Annotated in this window: 13 protein-coding genes; 7 read left to right on the forward strand and 6 right to left on the reverse strand. The window is 62.8% G+C overall.

Translation table 11 applies throughout. From position 1 onward, the window contains the following. Nucleotide 1: 1 nt before the first annotated feature. Together G3O01_RS29635 and bluB are read left to right on the forward strand one after the other, a co-directional pair. Nucleotides 2-1,306, forward strand: a complete 1,305-nt coding sequence (locus G3O01_RS29635; RefSeq protein ID WP_205810150.1) for a cobyrinate a,c-diamide synthase — start codon at nucleotides 2-4, stop codon at nucleotides 1,304-1,306. Continuing rightward, nucleotides 1,290-1,997 (forward strand): 5,6-dimethylbenzimidazole synthase, encoded by a 708-nt coding sequence (gene bluB, locus G3O01_RS29640; RefSeq protein ID WP_205810151.1) that lies wholly within the window; start codon nucleotides 1,290-1,292, stop codon nucleotides 1,995-1,997. The genes G3O01_RS29635 and bluB overlap by 17 nt, the downstream gene beginning before the upstream one ends. Before the next feature lie 18 nt (nucleotides 1,998-2,015). Here bluB and G3O01_RS29645 read toward each other — a convergent pair whose 3' ends face one another. Next, on the reverse strand, nucleotides 2,016-2,702 hold the full coding sequence (locus G3O01_RS29645; RefSeq protein ID WP_205810152.1) for a response regulator transcription factor: 687 nt from the start codon (nucleotides 2,700-2,702) through the stop codon (nucleotides 2,016-2,018). A gap of 73 nt (nucleotides 2,703-2,775) precedes the next feature. Between G3O01_RS29645 and G3O01_RS29650 the strand changes: the two genes are divergently transcribed. Beyond that, on the forward strand, nucleotides 2,776-3,039 hold the full coding sequence (locus tag G3O01_RS29650; RefSeq protein WP_205810153.1) for a hypothetical protein: 264 nt from the start codon (nucleotides 2,776-2,778) through the stop codon (nucleotides 3,037-3,039). A gap of 448 nt (nucleotides 3,040-3,487) precedes the next feature. On the opposite strand, the gene G3O01_RS29655 is transcribed toward G3O01_RS29650, so the two are convergent. Continuing rightward, complete coding sequence (locus G3O01_RS29655) at nucleotides 3,488-4,282, reverse strand: DeoR/GlpR family DNA-binding transcription regulator (RefSeq protein WP_205810154.1); 795 nt, start codon at nucleotides 4,280-4,282, stop codon at nucleotides 3,488-3,490. A 212-nt stretch (nucleotides 4,283-4,494) separates the two neighbouring features. Here G3O01_RS29655 and G3O01_RS29660 point away from each other — a divergent pair, with 212 nt between their 5' ends. Beyond that, nucleotides 4,495-6,978: an FAD-dependent oxidoreductase gene (locus tag G3O01_RS29660; RefSeq protein WP_205810155.1), complete on the forward strand. Its 2,484-nt coding sequence runs from the start codon at nucleotides 4,495-4,497 to the stop codon at nucleotides 6,976-6,978. Here G3O01_RS29660 and G3O01_RS29665 read toward each other — a convergent pair. Further along, nucleotides 6,968-7,834, reverse strand: coding sequence for an AraC family transcriptional regulator (locus G3O01_RS29665; protein ID WP_205810156.1), 867 nt, complete (start codon nucleotides 7,832-7,834; stop codon nucleotides 6,968-6,970). The two genes, G3O01_RS29660 and G3O01_RS29665, sit on opposite strands and share 11 nt — an antisense overlap. Nucleotides 7,835-8,014: 180 nt before the next feature. Here G3O01_RS29665 and G3O01_RS29670 point away from each other — a divergent pair, with 180 nt between their 5' ends. Further along, the gene (locus G3O01_RS29670) at nucleotides 8,015-8,896 is read left to right on the forward strand and encodes an NmrA family NAD(P)-binding protein (RefSeq protein ID WP_205810228.1); all 882 of its coding nucleotides are present in this window, start codon (nucleotides 8,015-8,017) and stop codon (nucleotides 8,894-8,896) included. Nucleotides 8,897-9,155: 259 nt separating this feature from the next. On the opposite strand, the gene ribA is transcribed toward G3O01_RS29670, so the two are convergent. Continuing rightward, a complete protein-coding gene (gene ribA / locus G3O01_RS29675; protein WP_205810157.1) occupies nucleotides 9,156-9,803 on the reverse strand; it encodes a GTP cyclohydrolase II in 648 nt (215 codons plus the stop codon). A gap of 368 nt (nucleotides 9,804-10,171) precedes the next feature. Between ribA and G3O01_RS29680 the strand changes: the two genes are divergently transcribed. Beyond that, the gene (locus G3O01_RS29680; protein WP_205810158.1) at nucleotides 10,172-10,606 is read left to right on the forward strand and encodes a CBS domain-containing protein; all 435 of its coding nucleotides are present in this window, start codon (nucleotides 10,172-10,174) and stop codon (nucleotides 10,604-10,606) included. Between the two features lie 266 nt (nucleotides 10,607-10,872). Here G3O01_RS29680 and G3O01_RS29685 read toward each other — a convergent pair whose 3' ends face one another. Continuing rightward, on the reverse strand, nucleotides 10,873-11,202 hold the full coding sequence (locus G3O01_RS29685; RefSeq protein ID WP_205810159.1) for a DUF4148 domain-containing protein: 330 nt from the start codon (nucleotides 11,200-11,202) through the stop codon (nucleotides 10,873-10,875). Nucleotides 11,203-11,482: 280 nt separating this feature from the next. Beyond that, nucleotides 11,483-12,115 (reverse strand): DNA-3-methyladenine glycosylase, encoded by a 633-nt coding sequence (locus tag G3O01_RS29690; RefSeq protein ID WP_205810160.1) that lies wholly within the window; start codon nucleotides 12,113-12,115, stop codon nucleotides 11,483-11,485. Nucleotides 12,116-12,506: 391 nt separating this feature from the next. Between G3O01_RS29690 and G3O01_RS29695 the strand changes: the two genes are divergently transcribed. Beyond that, on the forward strand, nucleotides 12,507-12,863 hold the full coding sequence (locus tag G3O01_RS29695; protein WP_205810161.1) for a BON domain-containing protein: 357 nt from the start codon (nucleotides 12,507-12,509) through the stop codon (nucleotides 12,861-12,863). Nucleotides 12,864-12,919: the final 56 nt, after the last annotated feature.

A 12,919-nucleotide genomic window follows, 5' to 3' on the forward strand; every position in this document is an offset into this window, starting at 1 on the left:
GATGCCCGCGTGCCCCGCTCTCTTCATCAGCGCGCCGGCGTCGGGCCAGGGCAAGACGACGATCACGGCCGCGCTCGCGCGGCATCACCGGCGGATGGGGCGCGACGTGCGCGTGTTCAAGACAGGCCCGGATTTTCTCGACCCGATGATTCTCGCGCGCGCGAGCGGCGCGCCCGTTTTGTCGCTCGACCTGTGGATGGTCGGCGAGCGCGCGTGCCGTGCGCTGCTTGCGCAGGCCGCGCGCGAAGCGGATCTGATATTGATCGAAGGCGTGATGGGTCTGTTCGATGGCACGCCGAGCAGTGCCGATCTCGCCGCGAAGTTCAATGTGCCTGTTGCGGCCGTGATTTCGGCCAAGGCGATGGCGCAGACGTTCGGCGCGATCGCGTTCGGCCTCGCGCGCTTTCGCGCTGACGTGCCGTTTCATGGCGTGTTCGCAAACCGCGTCGGCTCGGCGCGCCACGCGCAGATGCTCGAAGAACTATTGCCGCATGACCTGAAAATGCTCGGCCATCTGTCGAGCACCGATGCGATCGAACTGCCGGATCGACATCTCGGTCTGCTGCAAGCCGCGGAAATCGGCGATCTCGACGCGCGACTCGATCGTGCGGCGGACGCGCTTGCATCGACGGCGTTGGCGCAATTGCCGCCCGCGGTCATGTTCGAAGACGACGCGGACGAAGCGCCACTGCCGCGCCTGCTCGACGGCATGCACATCGCGATCGCGCGCGACGCCGCCTTCTCGTTCATCTATCCGGCGAACATCCGCTTGCTCGAAGCGCTCGGCGCGCGCCTCACGTACTTCTCGCCGCTTGCAGACGAAGCCGTCCCCGACGATGCAAACGCGCTCTATCTTCCCGGCGGCTATCCCGAGTTGCACGCAACAAAGCTTGCTGCCAACGCCTGCGCTGCGGCATCGATCCGCGCACATGTGAGCGCGCAGAAGCCCGTCGTCGCCGAATGCGGCGGCATGCTGTATCTGCTCGACAGCGTCACCGACACGCAAGGCGTCGCCACGCCGATGCTCGGCCTTCTGCCGGGCCATGCAGCAATGCAGACGCGCTTCACGGCGCTCGGCATGCAGCAGTTGAACGACAGCGTGCACGGCGCGCTGACGGGCCACACATTCCACTATTCGCGCGTGAGCACGCCGCTCGCACCCGTCGGCCATGCAACGCGCGCCCAGTCCGACACGCCTGGCGAAGCGGTTTATCGCCAGGGTCCGGTCGTCGCCACCTATATGCACGGCTACTGGCCGTCCAACCCGGCCTTCGCGGCTGCCCTCTTCCATGGCCGAGCCTTTTAACGACGCCGAACGCGCCGCCGTCTACCGCGCGATCTACGAACGCCGCGACATGCGCCATTTCGTGCCCGGCCCTGTCGACCCGGCCGTGCTCGCGCGCCTGATCGACGCGGCGCATCACGCGCCGAGCGTCGGCTACATGCAGCCGTGGCGAATCGGCCGCATCACCGATCCCGCGTTGCGCACCCAACTGCATGCAGCCGTCGAACGCGAGCGCCTGTTGACGGCCGACGCGCTCGGCAAGCGGCGCGACGAGTTCATGAAGCTGAAGGTGGAAGGCATGCTCGATTGCGGCGAGCTGCTGGTGATGGCGCTGATGGACGGCCGCGAAAAGCACGTATTCGGGCGGCGTACGCTGCCGGAGATGGATCTCGCGTCGGTGTCGTGTGCGATCCAGAACATGTGGCTCGCGGCGCGCGCCGAAGGCCTCGGCATGGGCTGGGTGTCGCTGTTCGACGCCGACGAAGTGCGCGCGATGCTCGGCATGCCGGAAGGCGCGCGGCCCATTGCGCTGCTTTGCCTCGGGCAGGTGGAGCGCTTCTATCCCGAGCCGATGCTCGAAACGGAAGGCTGGGCGACGCGCATGCCGTTGAGCGCATGCGTATTTGAAAACACGTGGCCCGAAACGCAGCCAACGTGCGGCGATGCGCCGCAGGAAAGCGGCACTGACCGGACGTTGCAGAACGCGCCCTGAAACGCGCCAGCGTCCGGCTCAGGCGTCGCCCTTCTCGATCCGTTCGAGCCGGTATCCGAAGCCGTAAATCGGCATCAGACGATACCCATTCTCGGGCCGCAGACCGAGCTTCGAGCGCAGCATCGACACATGCGTGTCCATCGTGCGCGACGGAATGCTCGCCGCCTGCTTCCAGATCGCATCGAGGATATGCGAGCGCGACAGCGGCCGGCTCAGATGCTTGAACAGCAGCAGCGCAAGTTCAAACTCCTTGTGCGTCAGCGTGACGGCGCTGCCGCGCACATGCACGCGCTTCGCGCCGGGCTCGAACTCGTATTCGCCGAACACTTCCTTCTCGGCCATCGGCTCGCGCTGGAACGCGCCGCGCAGCAGCACGCCCACACGCGCCAGCAACGCGGCCGCGCTGACCGGCTTGACCAGATAATCATCGGCGTCGATGTCCTGGCGCGCGGTATCGCTCACGCGCGTCATGAACAGCACGGGCAAACGCTCCGTGAGATTCTGACGGACCCAGCGCAGCACCTCGTCGCCCGACAGACCCGGGGCATGACGATCCAGCACGAGCAGATCGAACGGCTGGCTGCGCAACTGCCTGACGAGTGCCGCTCCGTCGTCGAATGCATGACACGTGTGCCCCGCCGCCGACAAGGTCCTGCACACGAAGTCGGCCTGCGCCTGAGTCTCCTCCAGCACTGCAATTCTCATAAAACCCCGCAACGCTAATTCGTTGTTTCCGTTCGACCGGGTAATCCTCGATGAAGGATGACGACTCGCGAATATGAAATTTCAAATCCACATGCGCAATGTTCTTCAAGCCTTGCATCGAATGTCGGCAGATTGCTTCACATTGCCAGACAACGCCACGATTGCCCGATATTGCTTTAATGCCTGCGCACCTGATTTCCGCAATGGAACAACGGGATTTAAACAGGCGCACAATCCACTTCTTTTGACCGCGCAGTACAAGCGGAATTTTTTTCTTGCGTTTTTCCTGCGCGCATTGCCCGCCTCGCGTCAGCGAGCGCCATGCCGGAAAGCATGACGCCACACGCGCGTGGGCCGTGCGCAGCACTTCGTTTTGCGGCTGGAATTACTGGCGTAACACTGAAAGCCGATCGACAGATCATGCTGCCGATACTTACCGACACTGCCCGACAAACGCCCGTTTAATGTGTCTGATTCCACACATTAGAATTAAAGTTCGTGCCAGTGTCGCGAAAGATTTAACAATTCGAGCGTCGCCGCTGACGCATTCGATTTAAATCGGAACGAAGATTATTAGAACGAATTGGATCAGTCAATTAATCTCGCCATTTTTATGTGACGAGCCGGTCATTTCGTTAAATTGGACCGATGATACCGATAACCGGCTTATCGGTGCCATATGCGCTATACGTTGCAATGGAACACGACGATTCCAATTCGGTTAGCGGCTATTGATGCACTGCACTTTAGGACCACTCGCGAATGGCTTGCGCCATCAGGCGCGCCTAGACAACTTCATCATTTGTATCGTCGGCCGCGGGCGACGCGCAGATCACTTCGACCCCCGCGCCCGCCAGCACCTTAGCAAGTCCCGTTGCGGGCGCTGCATCGGTGACCAGTGTGTCGACGTGATCGGCGCCGAACACATGCACCAGGGCGCTATGGCCGAACTTCGTGTGGTCGGCCGCGATGATGCGATGTTCGGCCTGCGAGAACGCGATTTGCGCGAGCGCGGCGTCGGCGGGCTGCGCGTCCATGAAACGCCCTTTCGCGTCGATGGCCGTCACGGACACGATGGCGTGACGCACGTGGAATTGCCGGAAGAATGCAAGCGCGCTTTCGCCGACAGCGGCCGCATCGTCCGCGCGCAGTTCGCCGCCCGCCATCAACACGCGGTTCTCGTTGCGCGGCGCCAGTAGCCGCGCGATCTCGGCGGAATTCGTCACAACCGTGAGACGTGCGTGCGACTCGAGCGCCTGCGCGATGTGAACGCAAGTCGTGCCGCCGTCGAGCATCAGCGAATCGCCGTCGCGAATCAGTTGCGCGATATGCGCCGCGATTGCGCGCTTGGCCTCGCGTTGCTCGACCATTCGGCGCCTGAACGGCGGCTCGTCCAGCTGCGCGGGCAGCATGATGCCGCCGTGCACCTTGACCAGCAGCCCCACAGCGACGAGCGGCTTGAGATCGCGGCGGATCGTTTCATCGGACACCGCGAACGTCGCGGCCAGATCGGTGACCGTGCAGGTCTGCTGCGCGCGGACCAGCCGGAGGATCTCGTTCTGTCGATGAGTAGCGAACATGCGAATGCGGCGTGTGGAAATTGGCGCCAGTCTAACAAACCTGTGCACGCAGTTCCAAAACGAAACCACGGAAATCCACATCGACTCCTCACCACCCGGATCGGGAAGTTGTCCGACAGCGTTGCATTTCTAGGCTTTTTGCGGCAAAGTACGCAGCGACGCACTTCCACACATTCCCACTCAATTCCACGCATTCCCGCGAGCCTCGATCCATGTCCACTCCTCTTCCGGCGCAGGCGCGCGTCGTCATCATCGGCGGCGGCATCATCGGGTGCTCGGTCGCGTATCACCTCACGAAGCTCGGCTGGACGGACGTCGTGCTGCTCGAACAGGGGCAGTTGTCATGCGGCACGACATGGCATGCGGCGGGTCTGGTCGGCCAGTTGCGCGCGCAGGAAAGCATGACGAAGCTGATCCGGTATTCGACGGCGCTCTACGCTGAACTCGAAGCCGACACGGGTCTTGCGACGGGCTGGAAGCAATGCGGCTCGCTGTCGGTGGCGCGCACGGCCGAGCGCATGACGCAGCTCAAACGCACGGCCGCCGTCGCGCGCGCCTATGGCGTGAGCTGCGACGTGATCGGCCCGAAGGAAGCCGGCGAACTGTGGCCGCCGATGCGCACCGACGACCTGCACGGCGCAGTCTGGCTGCCCGGCGACGGCAAGGCGAATCCGACCGATCTCACGCAGGCGCTCGCACGCGGCGCACGCCAGCGCGGCGCGCGCATCGTCGAGAACACGCGCGTTACCGCGATCCACACGCGGCCTGCCGTGAAGGGCCGCGAAGCGAGCGGTGTCGCGTGGCGCGACAAGCAAGGCAATGAAGGGACGATCGCGGCACTGGTCGTCGTCAATTGCGCGGGTCAATGGGCGAAAAGCGTCGGACGTCTGTGCGGCGTGACCGTACCGCTGCATTCGGCCGAACACTACTACATCGTCACAGAGCGGATTGCGGGCGTGCATCCCGACCTGCCCGTGATGCGCGATCCCGACGGCTACATCTACTTCAAGGAAGAAGTGGGCGGCCTCGTGATGGGCGGCTTCGAGCCGGACGCGAAACCGTGGGGCATGAACGGCATCCCCGAGAACTTCGAGTTCCAGTTGCTGCCCGACGACTGGGATCAATTCCAGATCCTGATGGAGAACGCGCTGCAACGTGTGCCCGCGCTGGAAACGGCACAGGTGCGCCAGTTCTACAACGGGCCCGAGTCGTTCACGCCTGACAACAACTTCATGCTGGGCGAAGCGCCCGAGCTGCGCAATTTCTATGTCGGCGCGGGCTTCAACTCGATGGGCATTGCATCGGCGGGTGGCGCGGGCATGGCGCTCGCCGAATGGATCGTCGCAGGCGAGCCGACGATGGACCTGTGGCCCGTCGACATCCGCCGCTTCGCGCGTTTCAACGGCAACGATACGTGGCTGCACGACCGCGTGAAGGAAACGCTCGGCCTGCACTACGCGATGCCCTGGCCAAACCGTGAACTCGATAGCGCCAGGCCGTTCCGCCGCTCGCCGCTCTATTCACTGCTGCGCGACGAAGGCGCATGCTTCGGCAGCAAGATGGGCTGGGAACGCGCGAATTTCTTCGCGCCGTCGCAAGAAGAGGCACGCATCGATTATTCGTTCGATCAGCAGAACTGGCTGCCGTGGAGCGCTGACGAACATCGCGCATGCCGCGAAGGCGTCGCGCTGTTCGATATGACGTCGTTCTCCAAGTTTCTCGTCAAGGGACGCGATGCCGAGGCCGTGTTGCAAGGCATCGTCGCGAACGATGTTGCCGTGCCGCCCGGTACCGCTGTCTATACGGGCATGCTCAACGAGCGCGGCGGCTACGAGTCGGACTTCACACTCACGCGCCTCGCTGACGATCAATACCTGCTCGTCACAGGCTCTGCGCAAACCACGCGCGACTTCGACGCAATCGACAGACGCATTCCACACGACAGCCATTGCATGCTCGTCGACGTGACAGGCCAGTATGCCGTGCTCGCCGTGATGGGACCGCGTGCGCGCGATCTGCTTGCGAGCGTATCGAAAGCCGACTGGAGCAATGAAGCGTTCGCGTTCGGGCAAAGCCGCGAAGTCGATATCGGCTATGCGACGGTGCGCGCCACGCGCATCACGTATGTCGGCGAGCTTGGCTGGGAACTGTATGTGCCCGTCGAGTTCGCAGTCGGCGTCTATGAGACGCTGCATGCAGCGGGTACGCGTTTTGGCCTGAAAAACGCGGGCTATTATGCGCTGGAGTCGCTGCGGATCGAGAAAGGTTATCGCGCGTGGGGACGCGAGCTGTCACCCGATACGAATCCGTTCGAAGCGGGTCTCGCGTTCGCTTGCAAGCTCGACAAGGACATGGCGTTTATCGGGCGTGACGCACTTATCGAATTGCGCGGCAAACCGCGGCAACGACGCCTTGTCGTCTTCACCGCCGATAGCGCGAGCGATCGCATGCTATGGGGCGGCGAAGCGATCATTCGCGATGGCAAGGCGGTGGGCTTCGTGAGCTCGGCGGCGTTCGGGCATACGCTTGGCTGCCCGGTTGCGATGGGCTATGTGAAGGGCGACGACGGCAACGCGATCGATGAAGCCTGGCTCACGAGCGGCAGCTATCAGATCGACGTCGCCGGCGATCTGATAGCTGCGACACTGCATCTCAAGGCGCCGTACGATCCTGCTTCCGTACGCGTCAAAAGTTGAAGCGAATTAACTCGCGCGGCGTCACACCGAGCAGCCTTTTCATCCAGTGCGCCATGTGGCTCTGATGCGCGAAGCCCACTTCGAGCGCGACCTGGCTTGCGCTCAGCGTCCCTTGCAGCAACAGCGCCTTCGCGCGCTCGACGCGCCGCTGCAGCACATGCCGATGCACGGGCACGCCCATCGTCTCGCGAAACAGCACCTTGAAGTGCGGCACGCTCAGTTCGACAAGCGCAGCGAGTTCGCTCAGCGTCAGGCGTTCGTCGAGATGCGCTTCGATATAGTCGATCACGCGTGCGGCCGCATGTGGGGACAGCGTGCGGCGTTTGTTGTCGCGCACGACGGAAACGCCCGCGAGCCGCACGATCATCGCGGTGCTGAGGCTCTCCGCGTAAAGCGGATCGGAGGCTTCGTCGGCTTCGAGCTCCGCGCGCATCGCCCACGCGAGATGCTGGAAGCGCGTATCGCGTAGCTGGAACTGCGGGCGGATCTGCGCACCGGACGCGCGCAAGCCCAACTGATCGAAGGTGTTGCGCACGAAGTCGTCTGCGAACCAGATGCGCAGAATCGTGCAGTTGCCGTCGTCGGACCATTCGCCATCGAGACCGGCAGGAATCACGTCGGCATCGCCATGTGCCTGAATGCGTGCCGCGCGCTCGCCGTTGCAGCGGCAGACCGCTCGCACGGGCGCGCCGACATGCACGCCGACGCGATGCTCGGCGGCAGCGGGAATACGGTGCGAACCCGCCGATACGCCGATCAGTTCCGCGCCGAAACCCGACCAGCCGAGCGACGCGCTCGACAACAGGCTCGCGCGCGCACCGGAGTGCGGCACTAACGCAGGATGGGCTGCATTCATCGCTGACACCTTGTTTTGTCGTCCGATTGCCGCATTGTGCTGTGTTTTGCGTCTGTGCGCTCGCGGATATCTGTGAGGCGCAGATCGTCATCCATATCTGCTCGGCGCCATCTTTCCGTGAGCGTTTCGCAACGCGCCCACACGTACCCTTGATTCGAATGCAATTCAAGGAGACGAATGATGTTTGTGATTTTTGGCGCATCGGGCAAGGCAGGCCGTTCAACGGCGACGGCGCTGCGGCAACAAGGACACGCCGTGCGCGCCGTCGTACGGCGCACGGCACAGAATGAAGCGTTGACGCGTATTGGCTGCGAACTGGTCGAAGCCGATCTCGACGATGAAGCATCGATCCATCGCGCGCTCGACGGCGCGCAAGCCGTGCAGATGCTGTGCCCGCTGCCGCAGCGCGATCCGGACCCGGCACGCGCAATGCACCGCATGATCGATACGGCCGCGCGCGTGCTGCTTGCGCATCCGCATCTGCATGTCGTCGCGCTGTCCGACTATGGCGCTGAACTCGATACGAACACGGGCATCACGATGCTGTTTCATCATCTCGAAGCGACGTTCAGAAAGGCTGCGTCGCGCCTGACGTTGCTGCGCTCAGCGGAACACATGCAGAACTGGGCACGGGTGTTTCCCGCCGCGCTCGCAACAGGGTATCTGCCGAGTCTGCATCATCCGCTTGATCGCAAGTTTCCGACTGTATCAGCGCAGGACGTAGGCGTCGTTGCGGCGCAATTGCTGACGGACGGATGGAATGAGCGTGAAGCGCGAATCGTGAGCGTGGAAGGTCCACGCCGGTACGATGCCAACGATGTCGCGCGTATCCTGGGCGACGCAAGCGGCCTCGCCATCTCTGCACACGCGCTGCCACGCGGCGAGTGGTCCACAACCCTCTCACGCGCCGGTCTCAACGACAATCACGCGAAGCTGATCGTGGATCTCTACGATGCGCAGAACGCCGGGCGCATCGACGTCGAAGTGGGCACCGAACGGCGCTTCGGCGAGACTGAACTGCACGATGTTTTCGCTGCGCTCGTTTCAAGGCACAACGCGTGAGGGAGCGTCGAATGCAATGCTGCCCTTTGATTCGCACGATCCATCATCCCGATGACGAACCAGAACAGGCAAGGAAGTTTTACACACTCGTGACAGCGCTATTAACGCGGCTCGGCTGGCATCGGCTTGAACGGCTGCTGAGCGCGATCCCCGACAGCAACGACGACTTCACGATCTTTTAACGCTGCAGGCACAAAGCAAATGGCCTCGCGATCTGCGAGGCCATTGCACATGACTCACTGATTCCGGGCGACGAGCGTCACTCGTTTTCTTCGAAGTAATGCCCGAACTTCACCTGCTTGGTGCGGATATAGCGCTCGTTTTCCTCGCGCATAGGGATGGCGAGTGCGACGCGTTCGCACACGGGAATGCCGTGCTTCGACAGCGAATCGAACTTCTTCGGGTTGTTGCTCATCAAGCGCACGGACGTGACCTTCAGCAACCGCAGAATGGCCGCCGCCGAATCGTATTCGCGCGAGTCGTCGGGCAGGCCGAGATCGAGATTGGCTTCGACGGTGTCGCGGCCCTGCTCCTGCAGCGCATACGCGCGGATCTTGTTCGACAGGCCAATGCCGCGCCCTTCGTGGCCGCGCAGATACAGCAGCACGCCGCAGCCTTCAGCGGCGATATAGCGCAGCGCGAGATCGAGTTGCTCGCCGCAATCGCAACGGTAAGAACCGAGCACATCGCCCGTCAGACATTCGGAATGCAGGCGCGTGAGCACCGACTGTCGGTTCTGGACATCGCCCATTACGAGCGCGAAATGCTCGGCACCCGAGTCGTTCACGCGAAACACATAGGATTCAAAGGTGCCGTAGCGGGTGGGAAGCGTGGCGGAGGCGTCGAGCGTGACGCATTCGCCGGTGGAGGCGCCGTCAGCAAGCAACGGATCGTGAGACATGGGCATGGCGTTAGCGGAATTGCGGACATGAACCCGTGAACTACCGGGGATAAAGTATAGAAGCGGAGTTTACCGCTAAACAGCGAATTGTACCTGGCAGCCGCTTCGCCTTGGTGCGCGAGCGGCAATGCGGTGCATCAGCCATCGGCGGATGACACGAAATGCAGCATGCTCATATCCGCGATTTGCGTGACATACGTCATCCGATGCGGCATGACATGCGTGATGCAGCCCACGATACCAGGCGAAGCGAGCGTCGCCGCCCGCGTCGTCGACGCCTATACTTGACTTGCGCCTGTTCTGCGCTTGACGTGCCTCTCTTTCACCCCAGCGCGCCGCGGCCGGGCGTGCTGCACTGCAAACGGAGCCGCTCCATGACTAGCGTTGCACAACTACTCAAATCGAAGCCGAATCAAGACGTCTACACGATCGAAGCATCCGATTCCGTCTACGACGCCATCAAGCTGATGGCCGACAAGCAGATCGGCGCGTTGATCGTCAAGGAAAACGGGTCGATCGCGGGGATCGTCACCGAACGCGACTATGCGCGCAAGGTCGTGCTGATGGACCGTTCGTCGAAGACGACGCCCGTGCGCGACATCATGAGCAGCGCCGTGCGCTTCGTGCGCCCGGACCAGACCACGGACGAATGCATGGCGCTGATGACGGAGCGGCGCATGCGCCATTTGCCCGTGCTGGAGAACGACCAGCTGGTCGGCATGGTGTCGATCGGGGACCTGGTGAAGGCGATCATCGCGGAGCAGCAGTTCACCATCCAGCAGCTCGAGCACTATATCCACAGCAGCTGAGCGGCGGCGCCACGACAGCTTTCCAGATGCCGCAGCGACAGCGGCGCGCCGCCTCGCGTCTTTGCCCCGGGCCAACAAAAAAAGCCCAATCCGCGAGGTTGGGCTAAGCCACCTTACGGCGGCGGAGGTTCATGCTTTCTTCGACGGCGGCGCCGCGACCTGCATCGGCCGACGCCGCCGTCCGCGTTCTGTGATGCGCGCTTCGCCCATGGGTCGAAGCCGCGCGCGCCGGGCCTGAACACTGCGGCCCGGCTGGCATTCTCAGATCAATGGCCGAAGTAGACGTCTTGCGCCGGGTTCAGCGTTTTTGCGGCACCCGATTGCGACGAGCCGTTGGTCGATGCGCCGTAACCCGTGTCGGCGACCGGTGCTTGAGCGACTGCACCGTTTTGAGCCTGCACGCGGGCTTCAGCAGCCTGAATGTCGGCCGGATAGTTCGAATCGACAGCCGTTGCGGGGTTGTAGCCTGCCTTTTCCAGCTGGACCAGTTCAGCGCGGACTTGTGCGCGGGTCACGGGCTGGTTCGACTGGGCGAACGAGACAGCGGGAATTGCGAGAACAGCAGCGATGGCGACAGCCTTGATCAGCGATTTCATGGTAACTACCTCCGAAAGTTGTTTTGTCAGCCGCTTCGCACAACCGTGTGTGAAGCCAGTGAGATCAGTGTAGCCACCGGGGGACCAAGGGAAAACCCCTATAACGGAGATACTTAATTGCGCAGGTTGAAAAAGTCGCGCTGCGCCGCAAGCCTTCTGTCAAGTGAAAATTAAGCGCGCTGCAATAATCCGGGGACGCATCCGTGCGTCTGCGCATGTGGCAAACGCGACGGATGTCACATGTCCAACCGGTTTTTCCCGAGACGCGCAAAAGACGAGATCACACGGAAGTCGGCGGGTCGCCGGATAGCAGCTTGCGCGGCCCGCTGACGAATGGGCTGCCCGGCACATAGAAACGCAGCAGCCGGTGCGTTTCGCGGGCAATGCCAATACGCGTCGTCACCGCAAACGGCGTGGCCGCTTTGCCCATCGCGCCGAGCCACAGCCCGTGACCGGTGCACAGATCCGCGCCGTCGAAGCCGAGATCGATGCCAAGCGCGAGCGCCAGCCGCCCCGGACCGCGCGCGAGGTCGCGCAGTTTCACGCCAGGCCGGCGCATCTGCATCCATTCGATACCGTTCACCGGCTCCAGCGCGCGAATCAGCACGGCGGCGCCCGCGCCTTCGCGCTCGCTGACCACGTTGATCACGTGGTAGATGCCGTACGTCAGTCGCACGTAGGCATGTCCATGCTCGAGGAACATCGAGCCGTTGTACGCGCGCCGCCCCGGATACGCATGATTGGTCGAATCCCCAACGGGATACGCCTCCGTCTCGACGATCCGTCCAACGACCCGCCCTTTGGGCAGATCGCGGACCAGGTATTTACCCAACAGGAAGCGCGCGAGGTCAACCGTATCGATGGGAAGATCGTTGCGGTGTAGAGGAACGAGGGAAAGCGTGGTGTTCGCCATGCGATGGTGTGTAGCAAACCGGTGTGGCCGGCGAGGCTCGGATGTCCGGATCGGACAGGCAGGTTGCACCATGATGACCCGCCGCGCAATTCGATGCAGGACGCACGCCGGATGCGCCAGACGACACCGATCCGTTGTAGCAAAGCCGCACCGCGGCAACCCTTATCTTCACTATGGAACCAATTGAGGTATCGTTACTGTCCAGTCGGCCGCATCGCTGACTCAGGCAGGCCGCCAGACCGGCCAGCCGCCCGGTGTACAGACAACCCGCAACCGTTTTCATCCAGAAGTAAAGAAGTGGTAGTGCAGTGGTATCACGCGTGAAGAGCCCGTTTGCCGGGCGCGTTCCAGGCGCGACACTGTCGCAAATCATGACAACAGGAGAAAGTGAATGAAGGCGATTCAGGCAATCAAGATGGTAGGTGCTGCACTCGTAGTGCTCGCGTCGGTCAATGCATACGCTCAGGCCAGCGATGCCGACATGACGGCTCAGCCGAGCGCCAAGCAGACCGCGAAGGCAGCGAAGTCGGCTGACCGTGCGCTGGCGCGCAAGGTGCGCGGCGCGCTGGCCAAGGCCAAGGGCATCAGCGTCGCCAACATCACGGTTCGCGCGAAGAGCGGCGCTGTGGTTCTGCAGGGCTCGGTGCCGGAGCAGCCGCAAGTCGACCAGGCGACGCAGGTTGCACAAGGCGTGGCAGGCGTGACGTCGGTGAAGAACGCACTGACGATCCGCCCGGTCGGCCAGTAATCGACGCATCGTCTGGTGGCGCCCGCTCGCGGGCGCACGGTCGGACAACACACCGC

It is taken from the genome of Burkholderia sp. Ac-20365 (assembly GCF_017104715.1).
GTDB lineage: Bacteria > Pseudomonadota > Gammaproteobacteria > Burkholderiales > Burkholderiaceae > Paraburkholderia.